General features: G+C 71.3%; 19 protein-coding genes and 2 pseudogenes. 15 read left to right on the top strand and 6 right to left on the bottom strand.

Annotation, left to right across the window (positions count from 1 at the left end):
* Position 1: 1 nt before the first annotated feature.
* Positions 2 to 1000: an aldo/keto reductase gene (locus ACIBVL_RS32655; RefSeq protein WP_399102814.1), complete on the bottom strand. Its 999-nt coding sequence runs from the start codon at positions 998 to 1000 to the stop codon at positions 2 to 4.
* A gap of 75 nt (positions 1001 to 1075) precedes the next feature.
* On the opposite strand from ACIBVL_RS32655, the gene ACIBVL_RS32650 reads away from it, so the two are divergent.
* The 6 genes from ACIBVL_RS32650 (at position 1076) to serA (ending at position 11046) form a co-directional block, all read left to right on the top strand.
* Positions 1076 to 2050: a 2-hydroxyacid dehydrogenase gene (locus ACIBVL_RS32650; protein ID WP_399102812.1), complete on the top strand. Its 975-nt coding sequence runs from the start codon at positions 1076 to 1078 to the stop codon at positions 2048 to 2050.
* 368 nt (positions 2051 to 2418) lie between these two features.
* Positions 2419 to 5493 carry a putative bifunctional diguanylate cyclase/phosphodiesterase gene (locus ACIBVL_RS32645; RefSeq protein WP_399102810.1) on the top strand — a complete coding sequence of 1025 codons (3075 nt, stop codon included), beginning with the start codon at positions 2419 to 2421 and terminating at the stop codon, positions 5491 to 5493.
* A 220-nt stretch (positions 5494 to 5713) separates the two neighbouring features.
* Complete coding sequence (locus ACIBVL_RS32640; protein ID WP_399102808.1) at positions 5714 to 7561, top strand: acetolactate synthase large subunit; 1848 nt, start codon at positions 5714 to 5716, stop codon at positions 7559 to 7561.
* A gap of 21 nt (positions 7562 to 7582) precedes the next feature.
* Positions 7583 to 8107, top strand: a complete 525-nt coding sequence (gene ilvN, locus ACIBVL_RS32635; protein ID WP_399102805.1) for an acetolactate synthase small subunit — start codon at positions 7583 to 7585, stop codon at positions 8105 to 8107.
* Positions 8108 to 8226: 119 nt separating this feature from the next.
* Complete coding sequence (ilvC, locus tag ACIBVL_RS32630; RefSeq protein WP_399102803.1) at positions 8227 to 9225, top strand: ketol-acid reductoisomerase; 999 nt, start codon at positions 8227 to 8229, stop codon at positions 9223 to 9225.
* A 231-nt stretch (positions 9226 to 9456) separates the two neighbouring features.
* A complete protein-coding gene (gene serA, locus ACIBVL_RS32625) occupies positions 9457 to 11046 on the top strand; it encodes a phosphoglycerate dehydrogenase (protein WP_399102801.1) in 1590 nt (529 codons plus the stop codon).
* Positions 11047 to 11169: 123 nt separating this feature from the next.
* On the opposite strand, the gene ACIBVL_RS32620 is transcribed toward serA, so the two are convergent.
* Complete coding sequence (locus ACIBVL_RS32620; protein WP_399102799.1) at positions 11170 to 12663, bottom strand: MFS transporter; 1494 nt, start codon at positions 12661 to 12663, stop codon at positions 11170 to 11172.
* Between the two features lie 96 nt (positions 12664 to 12759).
* Between ACIBVL_RS32620 and ACIBVL_RS32615 the strand changes: the two genes are divergently transcribed.
* Positions 12760 to 13341, top strand: coding sequence for a TetR/AcrR family transcriptional regulator (locus ACIBVL_RS32615; protein WP_399102797.1), 582 nt, complete (start codon positions 12760 to 12762; stop codon positions 13339 to 13341).
* Between the two features lie 19 nt (positions 13342 to 13360).
* Here the strand turns inward: ACIBVL_RS32615 and ACIBVL_RS32610 are convergent, their stop codons facing one another.
* The 3 genes from ACIBVL_RS32610 to ACIBVL_RS32600 form a co-directional block, all read right to left on the bottom strand.
* Entirely contained in the window at positions 13361 to 16177 is a 2817-nt protein-coding gene (locus ACIBVL_RS32610) for a protein kinase (protein ID WP_399102795.1), read from the bottom strand.
* A 35-nt stretch (positions 16178 to 16212) separates the two neighbouring features.
* A complete protein-coding gene (locus ACIBVL_RS32605) occupies positions 16213 to 17400 on the bottom strand; it encodes an FHA domain-containing protein (protein ID WP_399102793.1) in 1188 nt (395 codons plus the stop codon).
* Between the two features lie 103 nt (positions 17401 to 17503).
* Positions 17504 to 18787 carry a PucR family transcriptional regulator gene (locus ACIBVL_RS32600; RefSeq protein ID WP_399102791.1) on the bottom strand — a complete coding sequence of 428 codons (1284 nt, stop codon included), beginning with the start codon at positions 18785 to 18787 and terminating at the stop codon, positions 17504 to 17506.
* 107 nt (positions 18788 to 18894) lie between these two features.
* On the opposite strand from ACIBVL_RS32600, the gene ACIBVL_RS32595 reads away from it, so the two are divergent.
* The 4 genes from ACIBVL_RS32595 to ACIBVL_RS32580 all read left to right on the top strand — a co-directional run bounded on the left by ACIBVL_RS32595 (position 18895) and on the right by ACIBVL_RS32580 (position 22920).
* Positions 18895 to 19821 carry a proline dehydrogenase family protein gene (locus tag ACIBVL_RS32595; protein WP_399102789.1) on the top strand — a complete coding sequence of 309 codons (927 nt, stop codon included), beginning with the start codon at positions 18895 to 18897 and terminating at the stop codon, positions 19819 to 19821.
* A gap of 173 nt (positions 19822 to 19994) precedes the next feature.
* Entirely contained in the window at positions 19995 to 21626 is a 1632-nt protein-coding gene (pruA, locus tag ACIBVL_RS32590; protein WP_399102787.1) for an L-glutamate gamma-semialdehyde dehydrogenase, read from the top strand.
* 63 nt (positions 21627 to 21689) lie between these two features.
* Positions 21690 to 22541 carry an alpha/beta fold hydrolase gene (locus ACIBVL_RS32585; protein WP_399102785.1) on the top strand — a complete coding sequence of 284 codons (852 nt, stop codon included), beginning with the start codon at positions 21690 to 21692 and terminating at the stop codon, positions 22539 to 22541.
* Positions 22542 to 22785: 244 nt separating this feature from the next.
* Entirely contained in the window at positions 22786 to 22920 is a 135-nt protein-coding gene (locus ACIBVL_RS32580) for a hypothetical protein (RefSeq protein WP_107419162.1), read from the top strand.
* A 68-nt stretch (positions 22921 to 22988) separates the two neighbouring features.
* Here ACIBVL_RS32580 and ACIBVL_RS32575 read toward each other — a convergent pair.
* Positions 22989 to 23378, bottom strand: a pseudogene (locus ACIBVL_RS32575) (phosphoesterase); the annotation flags it as partial.
* Positions 23379 to 23446: 68 nt separating this feature from the next.
* On the opposite strand from ACIBVL_RS32575, the gene ACIBVL_RS32570 reads away from it, so the two are divergent.
* From ACIBVL_RS32570 to ACIBVL_RS32555, 4 genes and pseudogenes are all read left to right on the top strand, one after another.
* Complete coding sequence (locus tag ACIBVL_RS32570) at positions 23447 to 23599, top strand: hypothetical protein (RefSeq protein WP_399102783.1); 153 nt, start codon at positions 23447 to 23449, stop codon at positions 23597 to 23599.
* Between the two features lie 210 nt (positions 23600 to 23809).
* Positions 23810 to 24853, top strand: a complete 1044-nt coding sequence (locus ACIBVL_RS32565; protein ID WP_399102781.1) for a 3-isopropylmalate dehydrogenase — start codon at positions 23810 to 23812, stop codon at positions 24851 to 24853.
* A 249-nt stretch (positions 24854 to 25102) separates the two neighbouring features.
* Entirely contained in the window at positions 25103 to 26191 is a 1089-nt protein-coding gene (locus ACIBVL_RS32560; RefSeq protein WP_399102779.1) for a branched-chain amino acid aminotransferase, read from the top strand.
* 132 nt (positions 26192 to 26323) lie between these two features.
* Positions 26324 to 26536 (top strand): annotated as a pseudogene (locus ACIBVL_RS32555) (transcriptional regulator); the annotation flags it as partial.
* Positions 26537 to 26603: the final 67 nt, after the last annotated feature.

Here is a 26603-nt window from a genome sequence, read left to right as displayed (position 1 = left end):
CTCACTCCCACGATCCCTGCGCGGCCGGCAGGCCCGCCACCTCGGCGAGGTCCTGCGGCGTCAGCCGCACCCCGGCCGCCCCGGCGTTCTCCGCCACCCATCGCGCCTGCTTGGCCCCCGGCACCGGGACCACGTGCCGCCCCTGGGCCAGTACCCAGGCCAGCGCCACCTGCGCGGCCGTCACGCCCTCCCCGTGCCGGGCGGCCACCCGGCGCAGACCGGCGACGATCGGCTGGTTCGCGGCCATCATCTCGGCGGTGAAGCGGGGGTGCCGGGCACGCATGTCGTCCGGTTCGAAGCCCTCGCCCGGGGTCAGCGTGCCCGTGAGGAAACCGTTCCCCAGCGGCATCGCCGCCAGGAAGCCCACCCCGCGCGCCTCGCACCACGGCAGCAGGGTGTCCAGCGCCTCCGGCGACCACACCGACAGCTCCGCCTCCACCGCGCTCACCGGGAACACCTGCTGCACCCGCCGCAACTGCCGGATCGTCGCGTCGTGCAGCCGCCCGCCCGAGCGCCGGCCGCCGCGCGCGCCCACCGCGCACAGCCCCAACGCCCTTACCTTTCCGGCCCGCACGAGCTCCGCCATCGCGCCCCACGTCTCCTCCACGGGAACCTCGGGGTCGGCGCGGTGCAACTGGTAGAGGTCGATGACGTCCGTCTGCAGCCGCCGCAGCGACGCGTCGCAGGCCCTTTTCACGTATCCCGGGCGCCCGTTGGCCACGATGTGCTGGTCGCCCACGAGCAGGCCGACCTTCGTGGACACGAACGCGTCCCCGCGCCGCTCCTTCAACACCCGCCCCAGCAGCAGCTCGTTGGTGAACGGGCCGTACATGTCGGCCGTGTCCAGGAGGGTCGAGCCCGCGTCCAGCGCCCCGTGCACCGCCCTGAGCGACTCGTCGCCCCGCTGCCGGGAACCGCTGTACCCCCAGCTCATCGGCATGCACCCAAGTCCGACGGCCCCCACCGCAAGCGCCCCCGCGCCGATCGTCCTGCGCTCCACCTGCTCGTGACCCTCTCTCTCCCGACCCCCCAACCTAACCTCTACGCGCACGCGTACCTGAATTAGCCTCCTGGCATGAGCATCGACACACCGCGTGACGTATGGCTGCCCATCCCCCCGCAGGAGATCGACGGTCTTCCCGAAGGGCTCGACTACCTCTTCTGGGACGGGGGAGAGGACGGCGATCAGCCGTACCCCGGGGATCCCGCGGACTGCGTGGTGTACGTGGTGCCGTACATGAAGGCGCAACGGGTACGGGTGGGGCCGCTGGCGCGGATGCGGCGGCTGCAGGTCGTGCAGACGCTCACCGCCGGCGTCGACGACATCACCGCGCGGCTGTCGGACCTCGCGCCCGGGGTGAGGCTGTGCAACGCGCGCGGGGTGCACGAGGCGAGCACCGCCGAGCTCGCGCTCACCCTGACGCTGGCCTCGCTGCGCGGGATCCCGGAGTTCGTGCGCGCCCAGGACCGGGGGCACTGGGAGGGCGGGTTCCACCCCGCGCTCGCCGACAAGAACGTCCTGATCGTCGGCTACGGCGCCATCGGCGAGGCCATCGAGGACCGGCTCGTGCCCTTCGAGGTGGCGCGGGTGGCGCGCGTCGCGCGCTCCCAGCGCACGACGGCGCGCGGTCTTGTGCATCCCTTCACCGAACTGCCCGCCCTGCTCCCCGAGGCGGACGTCGTCATCCTGTCCACGCCCCTCACCGAGACCACCCGCGGCCTGGCCGGCGCCGAGTTCCTGGCCCGCATGAAGGACGGCGCGCTGCTGGTCAACGTGGCCCGCGGCCCGGTCGTCGACACCAAGGCGCTGCTCGCCGAGCTGGAGACCGGCCGCATCACCGCAGCCCTGGACGTCACCGATCCGGAACCCCTGCCCCCGCACCACCCGCTGTGGCACGCGCCGGGCGTGCTGATCAGCCCGCACGTGGGCGGCCCCACGTCCGCCTTCCTGCCCCGCGCCAAGCGCCTGCTGGTGGACCAGTTGGACCGCTTCGTGAACCGGGAGCCCCTGCGCCACGTGATCCTGACGACGGGTGCGGCAGCCGTGTAGTCCGGTTCGGGCACCCTCCGCAGTCCCCCGGGCGCGGCCCGTATGCATATGCCGTTGATCGTCACGGAGCGTAGAGAACCTATGTCCCTGAGTGACGAGACTGGTGTATCGTCCCGACAGGGGCTGCGCCGCGACCTTTCGGCGCCTGGGATGGACATTTCAGACTTGTGAGGGGGGCGACGGGCGATGCACGGCCTATGGACGAACGATCCGACGCGGCGGAGCCGCCGGCGGCGACCCTGGCGCACGGCCGCGAGCAGACGCGGCCACGACACTCACCCCGGCCATCACCACCACAGGCACAACGGCCGCCGGAAGCATGCGCACCGGGACACCGGGGACCCGGGAGCGCGGACCGGGAGGACCCGGTGAGTACGCCGACGACCTCCACGACCCTCCTCGACGGCGTCGAGCCCGCGCCGCGCGCGCAGGCTCCGGCCAAGACGCCGCGGCAGCCGTCCTCCCGCGCCGGGTCGAGCCTGGCGCGCCAACTGGTGCTGGCCCTGCTGTGCGGGGGATACGCCATCGGCGCCGCGATCGGCTGGGGCTCCCACGAGCTCGCCGTGATCATGGGCGACTTCGGGCTGACCGCCGCCGCGGCCACCGCCTCCGTGTCCTGCTTCCTCTACGCCCGCACCCGCCGCGTCCGCTTTCGACCCGCCTGGCTGCTGTTCGCCCTCTCCTCCGCCATGGCCGCCCTGGGCAACCTGGTCTGGGGGTGGTACGAGGTCGTCCTGGACCGTCCCGTCCCCAGTCCCAGCTATGCCGACCTGTTCTTCCTGTGCTTCGCGCCCCCCGCCATCGTGGGACTGCTGGTGCTGGCCGCCCGGCCCGTCACCAAGGCGGGCTGGGTCTGCCTGGCGCTGGACGCCTGGCTGATCGCCGGCTCGCTGCTCACGCTCTCCTGGAGCCTCGCCCTCGCGCAGGCCGCGCAGTTCGAGGGCCCCAGCGTGGCGCACGCGGCGCTGTCGCTGGCGTACCCGCTGCTCGACATCGCCCTGGTCAGCATGGTGCTCGTGTTGCACTTCCGGCGCTCACCGGTCAACCGCAGGGCGGTCAACACGGCCGTCGGCGCCCTCGCGCTGACCGTGATGTGCGACGCCCTGTTCACCTCACCGCTGCTGCACAACAACTACCGGTCCGGCCAGCTCCTGGACGCCGGCTGGTTCGCGGGCTCCCTGCTCCTGGCGTACGCGCCCTGGGCCGCCTCCCGGCAGCACGGGGCCGCCGCGGACGAGGGACACACGCGCGTGGTCCACGAACACGTGCCCGGGCAGCGCCCCGGCGGCCACCCGCACGCGGCCGCGCACACCGCCGCGAACCCGTCCGCGCAGACGGCCTCCCCGTCGTCACCGCAGACTCCCCCGCAGGGAGGTGATCACAGCCGGTATCCTGCCACCCGGCCCATCACCGGCTCCCTGGCCGCCCTCACCCCGTACCTGGCGGCCGCCGTCTGCACCCTGGGGATCCTCTACAACGTCCTCAACGGCCACAGCGTCGACCGCGTGGTGCTGCTGACCGGCGGCGCGGTCGTGCTCGCCCTCGTGGTGCGCCAGGGGATCATGCTGCTGGACAACATCACCCTCACCCAGGAGCTCGCGCAGAAGGAAAACCACTTCCGCTCCCTGGTGCAGGGCTCCAGCGACGTCATCATGATCGCCGCCCCCAGCGGTGTCCTGCGCTACGTCTCCCCGGCCGCCGCCGGGGTCTACGGACGGCCCGCGGAGGCCCTGGTCGGCACCGAGTTGGCCGATCTCATCCACCCGGAGGACCTCGGCTGCGTGGTGCACGAGGTGCGCCGCTTCCTCGCCGCCAGCCCCCCGGACGAACCCACGACCCGCATCGAGTGCCGGTTCCGCTCCGGCGACGGCGGCTGGCTCAACGTCGAGTCGACCGTCAACCGCCACCACGGCGGCCTGATCTTCAACAGCCGGGACGTGACCGAAAGGGTGCGCCTGCAGGCGCAGCTGCAGCACAACGCCGAACACGACCCACTCACCGACCTGCCCAACCGCGCCCTGTTCACCCGGCGCGTCCAGCAGGCCCTGTCCGGCCGCCGCAGCTCCGACCGGGGCACCGCCCTGCGCAACACGGCCGTCCTCTTCATCGACCTCGACGGCTTCAAGGCGGTCAACGACACCATCGGGCACCAGGCCGGCGACGAACTCCTCGTCCAGGCCGCCCGCCGGCTCCACGACGCGGTCCGCCAGGGCGACACCGCCGCCCGGCTGGGCGGCGACGAGTTCGCGGCCCTGATCGTCGGCGACACCACCCGCGACCGCGCGGCCCGCGAGCGGCACATCCTGGAGCTCGCCGACCGCCTCAGGATCACGCTCTCGGAGCCCTACCTGATCGATGGCAACGAAGTCAGGGTCGCCGCCTCCATCGGCGTGGCCTTCGCCGAACCGGGCCTCGGGGCGGGCGAGCTCCTGCGCAACGCGGACCTCGCGATGTACCGCGCCAAGGCGGGCGGCAAGGGCCGGGTCGAGCTGTACAAGCCGCAGATGCAGCAGGACGTCGTACGCAAGACGGAGCTGGCCACGCGGCTGCGGGCAGCCCTGCACGACGGCGAGTTCGCCCTGCTGCACCAGCCCGTGGTGCGGCTGGAGGACGGCCGGATCTCGTCGGTCTCCGCGCAGGCGCGGTGGCGCTCCTCCCAAGGGGTGCTGTTCACGCCCGCCGAGTTCCTGCGGGTCGCGGAGGACAGCGACAAGACCGCCGAGCTGGGCCGCTGGATCCTGGAGGAGGCCGTCGAACAGGCCGCCGACCGGGCCGGGAGCGGACTCACCGTGCCGGTGGCCGTGCGCATCGGCGCCCGGCGGCTGCTGGACCGGTCGATGCCGCTGGGGTCCGTGGAGGCGCTGCTCACCCGGCACGGGCTGCCCTCGGGGTCACTGGTCGTCGAGCTGGCGGATCTGGACCCGAAGGTGTCACTGGAGGAGTTGGAGCGCCGCCTGGGCGCACTGCGCCGGCTCGGCGTCCGGATCGCCCTCGACGGCTTCGGCAGCGGCTACGGCGCTCTGACAGCGCTGCGGCGCCTCCCCGTCGACGTACTCAAGCTCGACCGCTCCCTGGTCGAGGGGGTCGTCGAGTCCGCGCGGCTGCACAAGATCACCAGCGGGCTGCTGCGGATCGCCTGCGACCTCGGGCTGCAGTCCGTGGCCGAAGGCGTGGATCTGCCCGAACAGGTGGTGGCGCTGCGCGCCATGGGCTGCACGCACGGACAGGGCATGGCCTTCTCCGGGCCGCTGGACGAGTACCGGCTGCGCCGGGGGCTCGCCACCGGCCGCTATCCGGTGCCGCACGGTCCCGCCGAACCCGCGTTCGCGGGTGGTGCCCCGGGGGTGTACACCAGTGGTGTGGTCGCGGGTGGTGTCACCGCCGTCCTGGGGAGCGGAAGTGCCCTTCGCTCACATACTGAGACTCCTGTCCCACCCACTTGACAGTCGGTGCGCGCCAGGGGGAGGGTCAATGCCATGCGCACCCGAATTCTCGTACTTGGAAAGCGCGTCGGCTGAAGCTGGTGACGCCCGGAACACCCGGACTCCCAGCGACCCGCACCCGGCGCGCTCCCCTCGCTTGCCTTACGGCACGAGGGGTTTTTTGTTGCACAAAACCGCAGTGAACCCGCAGTAGAACCTCAGCATCGAGAAGAGAATGCCGATGACCGATCAGGCCACCGGGGCCCATCATCCGCAGCCGCGGCCCCGATCCGGAGGACACTCCGCCACCGTCGAGCACGTCACGGGTGCGCAGTCCCTCATCCGCTCTCTCGAGGAGGTCGGCGCCGACACGGTATTCGGCATTCCTGGCGGCACGATCCTTCCGGCGTACGACCCGCTGATGGACTCCACCAAGGTGCGCCACGTCCTGGTCCGCCACGAGCAGGGCGCCGGCCACGCGGCCACCGGCTACGCGCAGGCCACCGGCAAGGTCGGCGTCTGCATGGCGACCTCGGGACCGGGCGCGACCAACCTGGTCACCCCGATCGCCGACGCGCAGATGGACTCCGTGCCGCTGGTCGCGATCACCGGCCAGGTGGTGTCCTCGTCGATCGGCACGGACGCCTTCCAGGAGGCGGACATCGTCGGCATCACCATGCCGATCACCAAGCACAGCTTCCTGGTCACCAAGGCCGAGGACATCCCCCGGGTGATCGCGCAGGCGTTCCACATCGCCTCCACCGGCCGCCCCGGACCCGTGCTGGTCGACATCCCCAAGGACATCCTCCAGACGAAGACCACCTTCTCCTGGCCGCCGGTCATGGACCTGCCCGGCTACCGCCCGGTGACCAAGCCGCACGCCAAGCAGATCCGCGAGGCCGCCAAGCTGGTCACCACCGCCAAGCGGCCGATCCTGTACGTCGGCGGCGGTGTCCTCAAGGCCGGCGCGACCGCCGAACTGAAGGTCCTCGCCGAGCTGACCGGCGCGCCCGTCACCACCACGCTGATGGCGCTGGGCGCGTTCCCCGACAGCCACCCGCAGCACCTGGGCATGCCGGGCATGCACGGCTCGGTGGCCGCCGTCACCGGTCTGCAGAAGGCCGACCTGATCATCGCCCTCGGCGCCCGTTTCGACGACCGCGTCACCGGCAAGCTCGACAGCTTCGCGCCCCACGCCAAGATCGTCCACGCGGACATCGACCCGGCGGAGATCGGCAAGAACCGCGCCGCCGACGTGCCGATCGTGGGTGACGCCCGCGAGGTCATCGCCGACCTGATCCAGGCCGTGCAGAAGGAGCACAGCGAGGGCAACCAGGGCGACTACAGCTCCTGGTGGAAGGACCTGAACCGCTGGCGCGAGACCTACCCGCTCGGCTACGACCAGCCCGCCGACGGCTCGCTCTCCCCGCAGCAGGTCATCGAGCGCATCGGACAGCTCGCGCCCGAGGGCACGATCTTCACCGCCGGCGTCGGCCAGCACCAGATGTGGGCCGCCCACTTCATCCAGTACGAGAAGCCCGCCACCTGGCTGAACTCCGGTGGCGCGGGCACCATGGGCTACGCGGTCCCGGCCGCGATGGGCGCCAAGGCCGGCGCGCCCGCCCAGACGGTCTGGGCGATCGACGGCGACGGCTGCTTCCAGATGACCAATCAGGAGCTCACCACCTGCGCCCTGAACAACATCCCGATCAAGGTCGCCATCATCAACAACGGCGCCCTCGGCATGGTCCGCCAGTGGCAGACCCTCTTCTACAACCAGCGGTACTCCAACACCGTGCTGCACAGCGGCCCGAACGACGTCAACCCGGAGGCGAGGGGCACCCGCGTCCCCGACTTCGTGAAGCTGTCGGAGGCCATGGGCTGCTACGCGATCCGCTGTGAGTCGCCGGACGACCTCGACAAGGTCATCGAGGAGGCGAACTCGATCAACGACCGCCCCGTGGTCGTCGACTTCATCGTCCACGAGGACGCGATGGTGTGGCCGATGGTCGCCGCCGGCACCTCCAACGACGAGATCATGGCCGCCCGGGACGTCCGCCCCGACTTCGGCGACAACGAAGACGACTGAGCGAGAGAGACGCAAAGAGAAATGTCCAAGCACACGCTCTCCGTCCTGGTGGAGAACAAGCCGGGCATCCTGGCCCGGATCGCCGCCCTGTTCTCCCGCCGCGGCTTCAACATCGACTCCCTCGCCGTCGGCGTCACCGAGCACCCCGACATCTCCCGCATCACCATCGTGGTGAGTGTCGACGCCCTGCCGCTGGAGCAGGTCACCAAGCAGCTCAACAAGCTCGTCGAGGTGCTGAAGATCGTCGAGCTGGAGCCCTTGCAGGCCGTGCACCGCGAACTCGTTCTGGTGAAGGTGCGCGCCGACAACGAGACGCGCTCCCAGATCGTCGAGATCGTCCAGCTGTTCCGCGCCAAGACCGTGGACGTCTCCCCGGAGGCCGTGACCATCGAGGCCACCGGCAGCAGCGACAAGCTGACCGCCATGCTCAAGATGCTGGAGCCGTACGGCATCAAGGAGCTCGTCCAGTCCGGCACGATCGCGATCGGCCGCGGTGCCCGTTCGATCACGGACCGCTCGCTGCGCGCTCTGGACCGATCGGCGTAAGGCTGGAATTCGGGCGGTCGGGTGACACCGGCCGCCCGTATACCGAGACCCGGAAACTTCCCTTCCGCCCGCCGTCATACGGTGGGACGCAACACCTGCACTCAAGGAGAGAACCCAAAGTGGCCGAGCTGTTCTACGACGCCGACGCCGACCTGTCCATCATCCAGGGCCGCAAGGTCGCGGTCATCGGTTACGGCAGCCAGGGCCACGCCCACGCGCTGTCGCTCCGTGACTCGGGTGTCGACGTCCGCGTCGGTCTGCACGAGGGCTCGAAGTCCAAGGCGAAGGCCGAGGAGCAGGGCCTGCGCGTGGTGACGCCCGCCGAGGCCGCCGCCGAGGCCGACGTCATCATGATCCTCGTCCCGGACCCGATCCAGGCCCAGGTCTACGAGGAGTCCATCAAGGACAACCTCAAGGACGGCGACGCGCTGTTCTTCGGTCACGGCCTGAACATCCGCTTCGACTTCATCAAGCCCCCGGCCGGCATCGACGTCTGCATGGTCGCCCCGAAGGGCCCGGGCCACCTGGTGCGCCGCCAGTACGAGGAGGGCCGCGGCGTTCCGTGCATCGCGGCCGTCGAGCAGGACGCGACCGGCAACGCCTTCGCGCTCGCGCTGTCGTACGCCAAGGGCATCGGCGGCACCCGCGCCGGTGTCATCAAGACGACCTTCACCGAGGAGACCGAGACCGACCTGTTCGGTGAGCAGGCCGTCCTCTGCGGTGGCACCGCGGCGCTGGTCAAGGCCGGCTTCGAGACCCTGACCGAGGCGGGCTACCAGCCGGAGATCGCCTACTTCGAGTGCCTGCACGAGCTGAAGCTGATCGTCGACCTCATGTACGAGGGCGGCCTGGAGAAGATGCGCTGGTCCGTCTCCGAGACCGCCGAGTGGGGCGACTACGTCACCGGCCCGCGCATCATCACCGACGCCACCAAGGCCGAGATGAAGAAGGTCCTCGCCGAGATCCAGGACGGCACCTTCGCGCGTGAGTGGATGGCCGAGTACCACGGCGGCCTGAAGAAGTACAACGAGTACAAGACCGCCGACTCCGAGCACCTGCTGGAGACCACCGGCAAGCAGCTCCGCAAGCTGATGAGCTGGGTGAACGAGGAGGCGTGAGCCTCAGGTCGCGGGGCCGGGGCGAATCGCCCCGGCCCCCTTGGCCATCCCGTCCCACACGGACGGGTGATCCTTCCGCGGAGGCGTGAGGCGACCTCCGTCACAGCACTACACTGCTGCTATATACGCGTTCAGGCCCACAGCGTCGTGCGTCTTCCACGCGGCTAGCCCCTCCTCCGCCTGCGGCCGTCGGGACGGCCGTCCGCACGCTTTGGACTTGTGAGGACTCACGTGAGCTCGAAACCCGTCGTACTCATCGCTGAAGAGCTGTCGCCCGCGACCGTGGACGCACTTGGCCCGGACTTCGAGATCCGGCACTGCAACGGAGCGGACCGATCCGAGCTGCTCCCCGCCATCGCCGACGTCGACGCGATCCTGATCCGCTCGGCGACGAAGGTCGACGCCGAGGCCATCGCGGCGAGCCGCCGCCTGAAGGTCGTCGCACGAGCCGGCGTCGGCCTGGACAACGTCGACGTCTCCGCCGCCACCAAGGCCGGCGTGATGGTCGTCAACGCCCCCACCTCCAACATCGTGACCGCCGCCGAGCTGGCCTGTGGCCTCCTCGTCGCCACCGCCCGCCACATTCCGCAGGCCAACGCCGCGCTGAAGAACGGCGAGTGGAAGCGCAGCAAGTACACGGGCGTCGAGCTCGCCGAGAAGACCCTGGGTGTCGTGGGTCTGGGGCGGATCGGCGCCCTCGTCGCGCAGCGCATGTCCGCCTTCGGGATGAAGGTCGTCGCCTACGACCCCTACATCCAGCCCGCGCGCGCTGCGCAGATGGGCGTGAAGGTGCTGTCGCTGGACGAGCTGCTCGAGGTCTCCGACTTCATCACCGTCCACCTGCCGAAGACCCCCGAGACGGTCGGTCTGATCGGCGACGAGGCGCTGCGCAAGGTCAAGCCGAGCGTGCGGATCGTCAACGCGGCGCGTGGCGGCATCGTCGACGAGGAGGCGCTGTACTCCGCCCTCAAGGAGGGCCGGGTCGCCGGTGCCGGTCTCGACGTGTACGCCAAGGAGCCCTGCACCGACTCGCCGCTGTTCGAGTTCGACCAGGTCGTCGCCACCCCGCACCTGGGCGCGTCCACCGACGAGGCCCAGGAGAAGGCCGGGATCGCCGTCGCCAAGTCGGTGCGCCTCGCCCTCGCCGGTGAGCTCGTCCCCGACGCGGTGAACGTCCAGGGCGGTGTCATCGCCGAGGACGTCAAGCCGGGTCTGCCGCTCGCCGAGCGCCTCGGCCGGATCTTCACGGCGCTCGCCGGTGAGGTCGCGGTCCGCCTCGACGTCGAGGTCTACGGCGAGATCACCCAGCACGATGTGAAGGTGCTGGAGCTCTCCGCGCTGAAGGGCGTTTTTGAGGACGTCGTCGACGAGACGGTGTCGTACGTCAACGCGCCCCTCTTCGCCCAGGAGCGCGGGGTCGAGGTGCGGCTGACGACCAGCTCGGAGTCGGCCGACCACCGGAACGTCGTCACCGTGCGCGGCACGCTCTCGGACGGCGAGGAGGTGTCGGTCTCCGGCACGCTGGCCGGTCCGAAGCACCTCCAGAAGATCGTCGCGGTCGGTGAGTACGACGTCGACCTCGCCCTCGCCGACCACATGGTCGTCCTCAAGTACGAGGACCGCCCCGGTGTCGTCGGGACCGTCGGCCGTATCTTCGGCGAGGCGGGCATCAACATCGCCGGTATGCAGGTCGCCCGCGCGGCGGCCGGCGGCGAGGCGCTGGCCGTCCTGACCGTCGACGACACGGTGACCGCGGCCGTCCTGGCCGAGGTCGCGGAGGAGATCGGCGCGACGTCCGCGCGGTCGGTGAACCTCGTCTGAGGTTGCCGCCCGACTGGGGGCTGCCGCCCCCGGGCCCCCGCTTCGGCCCTGAACGGGCCTGGTCCTCAAACGCCGGACGGGCTGATTCGGTCAGCCCGTCCGGCGTTTTTGCATGTCCCGTCACTACACCCGGATCCTCCGCAGGGTCACGGCCGCCGCGACCGCCGCCCCCGCCAGCAGCACCGTCCCCGCGATTGCCGCGCCCTGCATCCCGCTGGTGAACGCCTCTCGCGCCGCCGTGGCGAGTCCCGGGACCCGGTCGGCCATCGCCAGTGCGCCGCCCAGCGTCTCCCGGGCCGGAGCCGGCGCCGAGGACGGGATCTCGTGGCGGTAGACCGCCGTACCGATGGAGCCGAGGACCGCCATGCCCAGGGCGCCGCCGAACTCGGCGCCCGTCTCCAGGAGGGACGAGGCGGAGCCTGCCCGCTCGGTCGGGGCCGCGCCCATCGCCAGGTCCGTCATCTGGGAGATGACCATGACGATCCCGGAGGCGAGCACGCCGCAGGCGATCAGCACGAGCCACATCGAGTCGGTGCCGGCGAGGGCGAGCAGGCCGTAGCCGGCCGCGCCGATCAGAAAGCCCGCCGTGACGACGTAGGCCCGGTTGACGCCCTTCTGGACCAGAGAGGTGGCCATCGGGGCGGCCAGACCGATCGGCACCGAGGGCAGCAGCGCCCACAGCGCCGCCTCCAGCGCGCTCTTGTCCAGGACCGACTGCAGGTACTGCGTGGTGAAGAAGGCCGAACCCATCATCCCGAACGAGGAGACGAGGTTCAGGACGACCGCGGGGGTGAAGCCGCCGCCGCGGAACAGGGCGGGGGAGATCATCGGGTCCGTGGCCGTGCGCTGGCGGTGGACGAAGAGGGCCGCGAAGAGCAGGCCGACGGTGATCGAGACGACGTACCCGGTGTGCCAGCCCTCGGAGGGGATCTCTTTCAGGCCGTAGATCACGGGGAGCACGGCGGCCATCGACAGCGGGACGCTCGGCCAGTCGAAGCGGCCGGGGTCCGGGTCCTTCGACTCGGGCAGCAGGACCGGCCCGAGGAGCAGCAGCAGGACCATCGCGGGCAGGTTGACCAGGAAGACCGAGCCCCACCAGAAGTACTCGACCAGGACACCGCTCATCACCGAGCCGAGCGCGATCCCGGCCGTCATCACCCCCGACCACAGGCCGATCGCCTTCGCGCGCTGGGCCGGATCGGTGAACATCGTGCGGATCAGGGCCATCGTCGAGGGCATCAGGGTGGCGCCGCCGATGCCGAGGACCGCTCGGGCGGCGATCAGGGTCTCGGCGCTGCCCGCGTAGGCCGCGACCAGGGAGGCGGCGCCGAAGGCCGCGGCGCCCGCCAGGAGCAGCTTGCGGCGGCCGATGCGGTCGCCCAGTGAGCCCATCGTCATCAGCAGGCCGGCCAGGACGAACGCGTAGATGTCGAAGATCCACAACTGCTGCGTGCCGCTCGGCTCCAGGTCCGCGCTGATCGCGGGGATCGCGAAGTACAGGACCGAGACGTCCATCGAGACCAGCAGCAGCGGCAGCATCAGCACACCGAGGGCGGTCCATTCACGGCGGCCGGCGCGGGCCGCCGGGGGTGTCGTGGTGCTCGTCGAGTTCGTCATGCCGAGGACTGTACGGGCGTATTAAACGCTTGTCTAGGACGAATGTATAAGTCGTTCGTATAGGACATCTGTATGGATCGGCGCTAGGGTGGTGGCATGGGACACCGTGAGGATCTGCTCGAGGGCGCCAAGCGCTGCCTGCTGGAGAAGGGGTTCGTGCGCACGACGGCGCGCGACATCGTGAAGGAGTCGGGGACCAACCTCGCCTCGATCGGCTACCACTACGGCTCCAAGGACGCCCTGCTCACCCAGGCGTTCGTGGAGCTGGTGCAGGAGTGGGGCGAGAAGTTCGCCCCGGCCGCCCGGCGCGACACCGAGGACGGCGGCTCCCTCGAGCGGTTCCGGGGGGTGTGGGCGCGGATGCTGGAGACCCTGGACGAGTCCCGGCCCGTCTGGGCGGCCAGCCTGGAGATCGCCACCCAGGGGGAGCGCGCGTCCGAGCTGCGCAAACTGATGGCGGAGGCCCAGCTCGAGGGCCGCTCAGGACTCGTCGCCATGTTCACGGGCCAGGACGAGTCCACCCTCGACGAACGCACCGTCCGCACCGTCGGCGGTTTCTACCAGGCGCTCCTCAACGGCCTGATGGTGCAGTGGCTCTTCGACCCGGCGAGCGCGACCACGGCCGACGATCTGACGGAGGGCCTGCGGCGGGTCATCGAGGCGGCCGGCAAGGAATGACCCCCGCCTCGGGCGGGCGTCACGACCAGGAGAGGCGCCAGCGCTTGAGGCGGTGGAGCAGAGCGGTGCCGGGGTGCTCGGCCGCGAGGCGCTCGATGTGCGCCGCCGCCGTCCGGTCGCCGTGCTCCCGGGCCCAGGCGTACCACTCCATGGCCTCCCGGTACCGGCCGCGCTCCTCCAACACACGAGCCCCGTCCAGCATGGCGCCGGTGTTGCGCTGCTCGCCGGCCTGGCGCAGCCACGCCAGGGCCCGTTCCGCGTCTTCCTCGCTTCCGCTGTTCAGGAGCGTCCGTGCCACGGTGCGCATGGCCTTGGTGCTTCCCGCCTCGGCGGCCTGCACCTGCGACTGGAACTGGGTCTGCGCCTGGCGGCCGCCCTCGGCGTCCAGTTCGGCCAGGGCCTTGACCGACCGGGCGTCACCGTCCTCGGCCAGCTTCCGGTACAGCCTGACCGCTCTCTTCTTGAGGCGCCTGCGCTCTTCCGCGTCGGCGGTGCGGTCGCGCAGTTGCAGGCACAGTCGGGCGACGTCCCGCTGAGAGGCCACGTCTCCGAGCTGTTCGGCCTGGGCGTAGGTGCTCAGGGCCTTCGACAGGCGGCCCTCCTTCTCGTGGAGCGCCGCCTGCTTGCGCAGGGAGGTCACGGAGGTCCCGCCGCCCTTCGTGCCGGCGCCGGTCTTCTTCGGGGGCGGGGAGGCCTTGGGCTGCGGCGGTGGCGTGGAGACCCGCCGCAGGTCGGCACGGAGGCGTTCGGCGTCCTTGGGCGCGGAGGGGCTGCCCTTCTCGGCGGCCCGGGTGAACCAGTCCAGTGCCTGCTGCAGCTGTCCCGTCTGCTCCAGGACGCGGGCCGCCTCGACCATGGAGTTCATGTGCCCCTTGTCGCCGGCGCCACGGAAGTAGCCGAGCGCGGCCGCCTGGTTGCCCTCCTGCGCCATACGACGCCCCAGCTGGTACAGCGCCTCCGTGTTGCCCGCGGCGGCGGCCTTGCGGAACCAGTGGAGCGCGTCCCCGTTGCGCCGGGCATCCTTGGCGAGCAGTTGTGCGGTCGCCAGCATGCTGTGCGGGTGACCGGCCTCGGCCGCCCGCCAGAACCAGACGAGCGCGTCCTGGTCCCGCTTCTGCTGCATGTACCAGTCGGCGAGGGCCAGCATGGAGCCGATCCGCCCCTCCATGGCGGCGGCCCGGTGCTCGCGGAGCAGCGCCTGCTCGGCGGCGGGGACCGTCTTCGCCGGTGCCTTCTCGTTCCGCCTCGGGGCGTCGGCGGGCCTGCCCGCCTGCTTCTGCCCCTGCAGCTCCTCCAGCCGCGTCTTCGCGAAGACCTCCCCGGCGTCCGCCGCCATCCGGTACAGCGCCAGGGCCTGCGCCCGTCGTTCGGGGAAGTACCTCTCCAGCAACTGCCCGGCCTCGCGGGCGCCCGTGGGGTTACCGGAGTCCGCCGCACGCTGATACCACAGCAGGGCCGAGTTCAGGTCCTGGGCGCTCTTGTAGCGGGCGGCGAGCCAGCGCATGGCCTCGGCGTTCCCGGCCTCGGCGGAGGCACGGAGCTGGGCGTCCACATCGGGGGCGGCGGCCTGCGGCGGGTTCTTGCTCCGGGCGTTGTCCTCGGCGGCTGCCTGCCGTACGGCTCCGTCCCGGGCGCCGTCGTCGGCGCCGGCCCGCGACATGGCCTTGGCCGGAGCGCTGTCAGGGGCGCCGGACTGTCGTACGGCCTTGGCCGGAGTGTTCACCCGGGGAGCGACGGGCGGGGGCAGGGTCGTCGTGTCCGTGCCGGCCCGGTCCGGCCGGGCCGACGACAGGTCGCGTTCCCGCTGCTTCCGGGCGCTCGGCGCCGCGCGGGACTCCGCCGGGGTCGGATCGGACGTGAGGCCGGACGCGGAGGTGGAACGCGCCGGTGCCGGGCCGCCCTGCCCGCCGCCGCGCCGTGGACGCAGCGGCCGGTCGATGTCGATGGCGAAACGGGACCGTTGGTCGATCTTGGCCCGTAGTCCCGGCGGCAGCCACTCCTTCGCCTTCGGCGACGCGTCCGCGGCCAGCAGCTCGGCGATCTCCGCGGGCCGGGGCCGGTTCTGCGGCTTCGCCTCCAGACACGGCCGGACCACCCGCTCGACCACGGGACTCAGGCCGTCGAGCGACAGTCGGCCGTGGAGGATGTTCGAGCCGATCTGCATGGGTGAACCGGTTCCGAACGGATGGCGGTGCAGGGCCGTGTAGGCGAGTACCAGGCCCAGCGCGAAGACGTCGCTCGCCGGCCCCACCCGTTCGTCCCGGAGCTGTTCGGGCGAGGCGAAACTGGTGGTCCGCGGGTTGCCCGCGGTTCCGGTCAGCGTGACACCGTCCTCGGGGGAGAGGTGCCGGGCGATTCCGAAGTCGATGACGGAGGCGCCCTCGGCGGCCAGGAGGATGTTGTCCAGTTTGAGGTCGCGGTGGACGAGCTTCGCGCTGTGGATGCTCCGCACGGCGTCGGTCAGGCCCGCCGCGAGCATCCGCCAGGTCCGCAACGGCAGAGGGCTCCCGCAGTGGTCGAGCGCCTCACGCAGATTCACCCCCGCGATGTAACGGGTGGCGAACCAGGGCTCCGGGGCCCGTGTGTCGTAGTGGACGACCTCGGCGGTGTGCCGGGGATCGACCGCCCTGGCCGCCTCGACCTCCCTGGCGAAACGGCTACGGAAACGCTCCGGGTGCTCGTCCAGCCACTTGGGTCGGATCGTCTTCAGCGCGAGGCCGCGGCCGCTGTCCGAGCTCCGGGCGAAGTAGACGCTTCCCCAGCCGCCCTCGCCCAGCAACGCGAACAGCCGGTGCCCGCCGATCCGTTCGGGATCGTCCTCCCGCAGCGGCTCCACTCAACCCCCCACCTGTCACTTCTCGCCGGGCCCGCTCAGCCCGGTTCCGTCAACTCGTCGCCGCCCCGGGGACGCCTCGGCGGCCTGGCGCGTACGCCCTCCGCGCGTTCCTCCGGCCACCGCTGGCCACTGCGGCGCAGCACGATCCCGGGGACCATCTCGATCTCGTCGTCGGGTCCGAAGGCGCGCGGGAGCCGTTCCCCGGGCCCGCCGCCGGCCCCGGTGTCGAGGCGCGGCAGGGGCTTCCACGGCGTGGGCTCCCCACCCGGCCGCAGCGTACGGATCCGGCAGCCCACCCTGCTGGTGTCGAGGACCCGCAGCACGCCCCGGCTGCAGAGGAGCATCAGATGCTGCCTGCTGATCCCGCGCCGCCGCTCCTCGGACAGATGGCACTCCTCGATGCGCGCGAGGTGGTTGCGTCCGAGCAGGATCTCCCTGTCCTGACCGTCGGGGCGCTCGGTCAGGTTCTCCCAGGCGTGGCACGTCCCGTCGACGAAGATCTTGAGCTGGATCCGGCGGCGGCGCGGGCCCGTGTCCGTGAGCAGCGTGCGGTGGGACCGGCAGACCACCTTGCCGCCCTGGATGGCGGGGCCGGGATTGCAGCCCGGGCGCGGGCAGCGCCAGGAGCGCCCCAGTACGTCCGAGCGCGGCCGGCCCCTGAAGTCCAGCAGGTTGCGGGCCTTGAGCGCGTCGCGCTCGCCCTCGCGGGAGACCTCACGGTCGGCGAACACGCGCATGTCCCGCAGCACCAGCCGCACCGCACCGCCGTCGCGCCGTTCGGGCCTGAGGAAGTGCTCGCGGTCCCCCTGGATCCAGGGGTGCTCTCCGCGGTGCCCCTTGAAGTAGTCGCCGCTGATGACCCGGCTGCCGAACTCCTTCGCGTGGTCGAGCAGATCCGGGTCCGCCTTGGCGATGGCGGCGATCAGACCGCGGTCCCGCCACTCGCGCAGCAGCGCTCCCTCCTCGGGATCGGGGAACTCCCCGTCGTGGCGCGGGTGCAGCAGGCTGTTGTCCGCGATCGCGTGGACGGTGACCTCCTGGTCGCCGGTGGACTCGCGCAGGGCCCGCAGGACCAGCCGCAACCGCTGCAGGGCCCGGGGGGAGCCGCCGCCGAGCGCCGTGTCCCGGACCACGTTGGACAGGTCGACCAGGTAGTTGGCCTCCTGCGCCGAGCCCAGCAGATGACGCTCCATCCGGCGGAACGCCGCCACGTCGCTCTTCACGCCCTCGCCCCCCATAGCCGTCGGCCGCGCGGTACAGCACGAGAGGCTAGCGTTCCCGGACGCCGCATGCCGCGATGTCCGACATTCCCGCCCGACGTCAACCTCAGGGCAGCCGGGCCCCCTTGAGCGCCATGTGCAGCAGCAGCCGGTCCTCCCCGTCGCCCAGGTCCAGACCCGTCAGCTGCTCCACGCGCGACAGCCGGTAGTAAAGGGTCTGGCGGTGGATTCCCAGCTCCGCGGCCGTGCGGCCCGCCTGGCCCGCCCGGTCCAGGTAGACCTCGGCGGTGCGGGCGAGTTCGCGGTGGGCGGGGACGAGCAGGGTCCGTACGGCGGGGTCGTCGGCGGTCCGCGGGGGCAGCGCCGTGAGCAGACGATACGGTCCGATCGCCGCCCAGGTGGCCACCGGAGCGAGCCGTGGCTCCGCGAGCGCCGCCCGCGCCGCGGCCGAGGCCTCCTGCCAGGCCACCCCGACCTCCGCCAGCCCGAGCCGCCCACCGGCGACCCCCGCGGCCCGTCGGCCGGCGTCTCCTCCGGCCCGGGCCGAGCCGGCCCCGCCCGAGCCGCTCCCGCCCGCCCCGGCCCCGGTGGTGTCCGCCGCCCGCTCCAGCAGGCGGGTCGCCGCCGAGGTCGCCGGGGTCAGGAGGTCGGCCGAGCGGAGCCGTACCAGTACCGCCAGGCACTGGCCGGAAGCTCCCCACGGCACCGTGCACAGAGCCGTCGCCCCCGGGAGCGTGCGCGGGGAGGGGGCGTCGTCCGGGTCGGTGGACGGCCAGGGGGCCACGCAGACCACCGTGTGCGGGCCGTCCGCGCGGGCGCCGAGTGCGGTGCGCAGCTCCGCCACCGCCATGTCCCGCGGCCAGCCCTCCTCGGCCGTCAGCGCCGCCCGTAGTTCCCGGGTGAGGTCGGCGCCGTGCTGGGCCTCGTCCGCGAGCAGGGCGCCGATCCGCACGGTCACCGTCATCGCCGCCGTCAGCTGGGCGTCCGAGGGCCCCGGATCGTCCTCAAGGAGCCAGACGTAACCAAGGACCACCCCCCGATGCCGTACGGGGAGACAGACGCGCCCCCGGTACACCCCCGCCTCCGGGGTCGGTGGAATGCGGACCGGGCCGGTGGCACGGGTGATGCCGAAGCCCTCGAACCAGGTCCGCACGGCCGCCGTCGAGCGCCGGGTCAGGATCGAGCGGGTCCGCACGGGGTCCAGCGCGGACGCGTCCAGCTCACCCTCGCTGTCGTACGCGCCGAAGGCGATCAGCTCGAAGTTCCGGTTCTCCAGGGTCGCGGGGGCGCCGAGGAGCTCCGAGATCTCATCGACCAGCTCCTGGTAGTCACCTTTGTCATCGGCGGTCACCCGGCCATTCTCCTGCATTTCCGCAGGCCCTTCATACATCTGTCTGAGATCTGCGGCACGGATGCGTGACAGCTGTCGATGGCCGACGATCGGAGGGATCCTTAGGTTCACGGTGACTTGGTGCTTTACGTCTGTGGAGGTGCCCCGTGCTGGGTCCCGTGATTCTCGCCGCGTCGCGCAGCGACCGGATGCGACGCCTGATCTCGGCGGCCCCGGTGACCAAGCAGGTCGTCGACCGCTTCATCCCGGGCGAGACCGTCGACGACATCGTGCCGATCATCGAGGACCTCACCGGCAAGGGCCTGGAGCTGACGATGGACGTCGTCGGCGAGGACATCACCACCCCCGAGCAGGCCCGCGCCGCCCGTGACGCCTACCTGGAGCTGGTCGCCCGGCTCGAGGAGCTGGAGCTCGGCGAGCGCGTCGAGATGTCCGTCAAGCTGTCGATGTTCGGCCAGGCGCTGGACGGCGGCCATGAACTCGCCCTCGCCAACGTCCGGCCCGTCGTCGAGGCCGCCGCCGCCATCGGCACCACCGTCACCCTCGACGCCGAGGACCACACCACCCTCGACTCGATGTTCGCCATCCACGAGGAGCTGCGGAAGGACTTCCCGCAGACCGGTTGTGTGATCCAGGCCTACCTCTTCCGCACCGAGGCCGACGCCCGCCGCCTCGCCGCGAACGGCAGCCGCGTACGGCTGGTGAAGGGCGCGTACAAGGAGCCGGCCGAGGTCGCCCACCAGCACAAGCACGAGATCGACAAGGCGTACGTCCGGGTCCTGAGGACTCTGATGGACGGGGACGGGTATCCGATGATCGGGTCCCACGACCCGCGCCTGATCTCCATCGCCCAGGAACTGGCCCGCAGGGCCGGCCGCAAGCCCGACGAGTACGAGTTCCAGATGCTCTACGGCATCCGCGGCGAGGAACACCTCAGGCTGGCCGCCGAGGGCCACCGCATGCGCGTCTACACCGCGTACGGCACCGACTGGTACGGCTACTTCATGCGCCGGCTGGCGGAGAAGCCGGCGAACCTGCGGTTCTTTCTGCGGAGTGTGATCGGTCGTGGTTGATGTGGCGTGGTTGTGGCGTGGTTTCGGCCGGGGGTCCGGGGGTTGTCCCCCGGGGGGACGCGGTATGCGCCGGCTCGCGGAGGAGCCCGCCAACCTCCGGTTCTTCCTCCGCTCGATGGTCAGCAAGCGCTGAGCAAGCAACACCCGCTCAAAAACAAGGAGTTACGGATCTCATGGACGCTGTGACCCAGGTCCCCACCCCCGTCAACGAGCCGGTCCGCGGCTACGCCCCCGGCTCGCCCGAGCGTGCCCGGCTGGAGGCGAAGCTCAAGGAGCTGGCCGACAACCCGATCGACCTGCCCTGCACCATCGGCGGCGAGCAGCGGATGGGCGGCGGTGATGAGTTCGAGGTGGTCCAGCCGCACAACCACCGGGCCGTCCTCGGCACGTACCGCAACGCCACCCGGCAGGACGCCCGGGACGCGATCGACGCCGCCCTCGCCGCCGCGCCCGCCTGGCGCGCGATGTCCTTCGACGACCGCGCCGCGATCATCCTGCGCGCCGCCGAACTGCTGGCCGGCCCCTGGCGCGAGACGATCGCCGCCTCCACCATGCTCGGCCAGTCCAAGACCGTCCAGCAGGCCGAGATCGACACCCCCTGCGAGCTGGTCGACTTCTGGCGCTTCAACGTCCACTACGCCCGCCAGATCCTCGCCGAGCAGCCCCCGGCGAACTCCCCGGGCGTGTGGAACCGCCTCGACCACCGCCCGCTGGAGGGCTTCGTCTACGCGATCACGCCGTTCAACTTCAGCGCCATCGCCGGCAACCTGCCCACCGCACCCGCCCTCATGGGCAACGTGGTGGTGTGGAAGCCGAGCCCGACCCAGACCCACGCCGCCGTCCTGCTCATGCGGCTGCTGGAGGAGGCCGGTCTCCCCAAGGGCGTCATCAACCTCGTCACCGGTGACGGCATCGAGGTCTCCGAGGTCGCCCTGGAGCACCGCGACCTCGCCGGCATCCACTTCACCGGGTCGACGAAGACCTTCCAGTACCTGTGGAAGACGGTCGGCGCCAACATCGAGAAGTACCGCTCCTATCCGCGCCTGGTCGGCGAGACCGGCGGCAAGGACTTCGTCGTCGCCCACCCGAGCGCCGACCGCGCGGTGCTGAAGACGGCCCTCACCCGGGGCGCCTTCGAGTACCAGGGCCAGAAGTGCAGCGCCACCTCCCGCGCCTACATCCCGGCCTCCATCTGGAACTCCGGCTTCAAGGAGGAGTTCGCCGCCGAGGTCGACCACCTCACCATGGGTGACGTCACCGACCTCTCCCACTTCATCGGCGCCGTCATCGACGAGCGGGCGTTCGCCAAGAACAAGGCCGCCATCGACCGCGCCAAGGCCGACCCCACCTGCACGATCGTCGCCGGCGGCTCCTACGACGACTCGGTCGGCTACTTCGTCCGCCCGACCGTCATCGAGTGCACCGACCCGGAGAACGAGGTCTTCACCACCGAGTACTTCGGCCCGATCCTCGCCGTGCACGTCTACGAGGACGGCAGGTACGACGAGATGCTGACCCAGATGGAGTCGGTGTCCGACTACGCCCTCACCGGCTCGGTCATCTCGGGCGACCGCGCGGCGGCGGCGTACACGATGGAGAAGCTGCGCTACGCGGCCGGCAACTTCTACATCAACGACAAGTCGACCGGCGCCGTCGTCGGCCAGCAGCCCTTCGGCGGCGGACGCTCCTCCGGTACGAACGACAAGGCCGGCGCCCCGCAGAACCTCACCCGCTGGACGCTGACCCGCGCCATCAAGGAGACCCTGGTGGCGCCGACCGACTACACCTACCCGCACATGGGCTGAGAACCGCGCGAGCGAACGGGCCGGGTCCGTCGGGGAGCCGGCCCGTTCGGCACACTGGCGCCCATGGAGACGGTGATCGCGGACGACGGCGTACGACTGTGGGCTAGCGCGTCCGGCCGGGGCGGGCCGCTGGTGCTCTGCCACGGCGGACCCGGACTGTGGGACACCCTCGACGGGGTTTCCGCCCTGCTCGCCGACCGGGCCACCGTCGTCCGCTGGGACCAGCGGGGCTGCGGGCGCTCGCAACGCTGCGACGGGCCGTGGACGAGCGAGCGCTTCGTCGCCGACCTGGACGCCGTGCGCGCCCACTTCGGCTTCTCCCGGATCGCGCTGCTCGGTCATTCCTGGGGCGCCCAACTGGCGTTGAGCTACGCGCTCGCGCACCCGGAGCGGGTGAGCGCTCTGGTCTACGTCTCGGGCACGGGCATCGGACCGGACGCCGACTGGCACCCGGCCTTCCGGGAGAACTTCCTCGCCCGGCTGGGCGACCCGCCCGAACGACTCGCCCGCTGGCAGGAGCTGACGGACCGGCCGGAACCGACGGAGGACGAGACGCGGGAGCGGGCCGTGCTCCAGTGGTCGATCGAGTTCGAGGACCGGGACCGGGCCCTGGAGCTCGCCCGGCAGATGGCCGACCCCTGGTTCGGGCTCAACGGCACCTGCAACAGGGCCCTCAACGAGGAGCGGAAGCGCGACTGGGGCACCCCCGCCCTCCAGGCCGCCTGCCAGAGCCTCGACGTTGCGGCACTGATCGTCGACGGCGCCCGGGACATCCGCCCGCGCTCGGCGGTGGACTCCCTGGAGCGGGCCCTGCCCCGGGTGCGGCGGGTGGTCCTGCCGGAGGCCGGGCACATGCCGTGGGTCGAGGAGCCGGAAGGCTTCCGGGCGGCGGTCCTCTCGGTCCTGCCCAACTGACATCGCAGGTCAGCGACGTGTGATCCAATCCACCGTCTCAGATAGTAGGAAGTCCGAGTAATTGTGGAGACAGGCGCGAGCTCCTCGCTTAGCTTTGTAGGAGCCGAACGTCTCGCTCGACCAAGCGAATGGCGGTCGTGAGCCGGGCCCCGTGCAGGCAATCCCTGCGGCCACCGCTCCCCGCCCTCCGGCGTCTCGCAACCCTTTCCGCACTCCCTGCCGTTTTCGAAGGAGTCGATTTCCCATGGCCGAGACGACCGTCCGCCGCCGAGTCCGCCACACCTCCCGTACGAGCGAATCCGACCGCAAGAACGCCGCAGCGGCCCTCCAGCGCGCCCTCGACCGCCGTGACAACGGTGGCGAGACCGGCCACCTGTAGGCCGCCCGGCCGCCCGCAGTCCGGGAGCCGCACCCGCACGGGGCGCGGTGCGGGGCCCGAACGGGACTTCAGGCCCTGCGCCGCACCTCGAAGCGGTCGATGCGCCCGCCGTCCTCCGCCAGTGCCGACACCGTCAGTCTCGGCGCCGCCCCGCCGGTCGCCTCCACGGTGAGGCAGGAGAAACCCCGGTAGCGCACCCGCGACCACTCCACGCTCTCCGCCGCGTTCTCGCGCGACCGCGTCCAGTGGAAGGTGTCCACGGACTCGCGGTCGCGGACATGCCCCTCGTAGCTCTCCGGCACTCCCGCGGGGAAGCCGTGCGGATCGCGGCCGCCCCCGCCCGCCGTGACATACACGGTCCCGTCGCGCGCCGGATCGCAGGAGCCGCCGACCGGCACCGCCCGGCCCACCCGTCCGCCCGTCAGGGCGTCCGTCCGCTCGTACACATGGTTGTGGCCCGTCTTCCTGCCCTGTCCGGTGCCGTCCGCGTAGCAGATGTCCCCCGCGTGCACGGCGGCCGAAGGGGGTGACTCCGGCGCCGGCGGAGGGGCTCGTCGCCGGGGTCGTCCGTGCCGTGGGGGCCGGCGAGGTGGTCCCCGAGCAACCGGTCAGCAGCCCGCCCGCCACCGCTCCCGCCGTGACCAGCGTCCGGCGCCGGGTCGTGCGGGTGCGCAGGTAGTCGTGCTGCTCCGCCATACTCATGCCGCGGGCGAGCCGGGGTGGGATGCCGACATCGGGTGTCTCCATGCCCTGAAGCTTCCCGGGCTCCTCAACGGCCGTCCTGCGTACGGGTGAACGCCGTCCGAAGGGCAGGCGCCGTACCGCCGTCCGGGTGTCCGGATGGCGGACGGGTCGTGTCATCACATGGGACAAGGAGTACGGTGCCGACATGTCTCGCAGCATCAATCTCGCAGTGATTCCCGGTGACGGCATCGGCCAGGAGGTCGTGGCCGAAGGTCTGAAGGTCCTCTCCGCCGTCCTTCCGCAGGATGTGAAGCTGGAGACCAAGGAGTACGACTTCGGTGCGCAGCGCTACCACGCCACCGGTGAGACCCTCACCGACGCCGACCTCGACGCGCTGAAGCAGCACGACGCGATCCTGCTCGGCGCCATCGGCGACCCGTCGGTCCCGTCCGGTGTCCTGGAGCGCGGCTTCCTGCTCAAGCTCCGCTTCGCCTTCGACCACCACGTCAACCTGCGCCCGAGCAAGCTGCTGCCCGGTGTCGCCACGCCGCTCGCCGGTGAGCCGCAGATCGACTTCGTCGTGGTCCGCGAGGGCACCGAGGGCCCGTACACCGGCAACGGCGGCACGATCCGCAAGGGCACCCCGCACGAGGTCGCCACCGAGGTCTCCGTGAACACGGCCTTCGGCGTCGAGCGCGTGGTCCGGGACGCCTTCGCCCGCGCCCAGGCCCGCCCGCGCAAGAAGCTCACCCTCGTCCACAAGAACAACGTGCTGACCTTCGCCGGCCACCTGTGGACGAACATCTTCAACAAGGTGGCCGTGGAGTTCCCCGAGGTCACCACCGACTACATCCACGTCGACGCGGCGACGATCTACCTCGTCACCGACCCCGGCCGTTTCGACGTCATCGTCACCGACAACCTCTTCGGCGACATCATCACCGACCTCGCCGCGGCCGTCTCCGGCGGCATCGGCGTGGCCGCGAGCGGGAACATCAACCCCTCCGGCGAGTTCCCCTCGATGTTCGAGCCCGTGCACGGCTCGGCGCCCGACATCGCCGGCCAGGGCAAGGCGGACCCCAGCGCCACGGTCCTGTCCGTCGCCCTCCTCCTGCGCCACCTCGGCTACGAGGCCGAGGCGACCCGCATCGAGGAGGCCGTCTCCGCCGACCTCGCGGAGCGCACCGGCAAGCCCGCCCGCAGCACGTCCGAGATCGGCGACGCGCTCTCCGTACGAGTAGCCGGCTGACCCCGCCGCCACTCGAAACACTTCGAAGCCGCCGGGGCGCATCCGCACCCGGCGGCTTTCGCATGTCCCCCGCCGGGTGCCACCATCAACCCTGGGTCGCATTCACGCCGTTTTCTTCCTCGGATGCCGCTTGAGATAATCGAACGCGGAGCCGCGGATTGAGGGAATGCTCGGACGTCCTAGCACTGGCCACCGGCCGTACGGGCGTGAGCGCGGCCCGTCACTACAACCGGTGAAGGACACCTACTCATGACGACGCCCACGATCGAGCTCAAGCCCTCCGCCAGCCCCACCTCCGCCGCCGAGCGCGAGGCGATCCTGGCGAACCCCGGCTTCGGACGCCACTTCACCGACCACATGGTGACGATCAAGTGGACCGAGGGCCGCGGCTGGCACGACGCGCAGCTCGTTCCGTACGGGCCGATCTCCCTCGACCCCTCCACCCACGTTCTCCACTACGGCCAGGAGATCTTCGAGGGCCTGAAGGCCTACCGACAGGCCGACGGTTCGGTCGCGGTCTTCCGCCCCGAGGCCAACGCCCGCCGCTTCCGCAACTCCGCCCGCCGCATGGCGATGGCCGAGCTGCCCGAGGACCTGTTCATCGCCGCCCTCGACGCGCTGCTCGCCCAGGACGCCGACTGGGTTCCGCCGCACGGGGGCGAGGAGTCCCTCTACCTACGCCCGTTCATGTTCGCCACGGAGGCCGCGCTCGGCGTCCACCCGGCCAACGAGTACCTGTTCATGCTGATCGCCTCCCCGTCCGGCGCCTACTTCTCGGGCGGCGTCAAGCCGGTCACCATCTGGGTCTCCGAGGACTATGTCCGCGCCGTCCCCGGCGGCACCGGCGACGCCAAGACCGGCGGCAACTACGCGGCCTCCCTGCTGCCCCAGGCCGAAGCCGCCAGGAACGGCTGTGACCAGGTCGTCTACCTCGACGCGGTGACCCGCACCAAGGTCGAGGAGTCCGGCAGCATGAACATCGCCTTCGTCTACGGCGACCGCATCGTCACCCCCGAGCTGACCGGCTCGATCCTGGAGGGCATCACCCGCGACTCCCTCCTCCAGGTCGCCCGCGACCTCGGCTACACCGCCGAGGAGGGAGTGGTCACCCTCCAGCAGTGGCGCGAGGACGCCGCCTCCGGTGCCCTGACCGAGGTCTTCGCCTGCGGCACCGCGGCCGTCGTCACCCCCATCGGCCACGCCAAGACCAAGGACGACGCCTGGAGCCACGGCGACGGCACCCCGGGCCCGGTCACCCAGCGCCTGCGCGAGGCCCTCCTCGGCATTCAGCGGGGGGTCGCCGAGGACAAGCACGGCTGGATGCACAAGCTGGGCTAGGGCGTGTTTCGAAAGTAGCGTCGGTCCGCCCGGCGGGCTGGCGGGACTTTCACCACACGCCCTGTCCGCCCTTCCCGGCCCAGGGCCACCCGTCCGGGGTGGCCCTTCGGCGTTCCACGGGGCCGCCATCGGGGCGCCTGGCACCGCTGACCTGGTGGCCCTGCCGGCGGAAGGGATGTCCAAGGGGGAGTTCCGCCACGTCGACGCCGACCGGTTCGCGGCGCTGCTGCGGCGCTGCTGGACAGGCTTCTCCCGCCACGTCGCCGTCGGACCGCGCGGCACGGACCGGGACCGGTGTTCGCGCACGTCCGCGCGTTTCCTGATACGTCACTGCTCGCATCCTGAGACACCGCGCTCACGGCCGGGCGGCTTGTGCCAGACTGCCCCCGTGTTCTCGTTCGCCACGATTATT

The sequence above is a fragment of the Streptomyces sp. NPDC049687 genome (assembly GCF_044465285.1).
Classification (GTDB): domain Bacteria; phylum Actinomycetota; class Actinomycetes; order Streptomycetales; family Streptomycetaceae; genus Streptomyces.
Note: the sequence above shows the minus strand (reverse complement) of the source record. Positions and strands in the feature narration are given on the sequence as shown.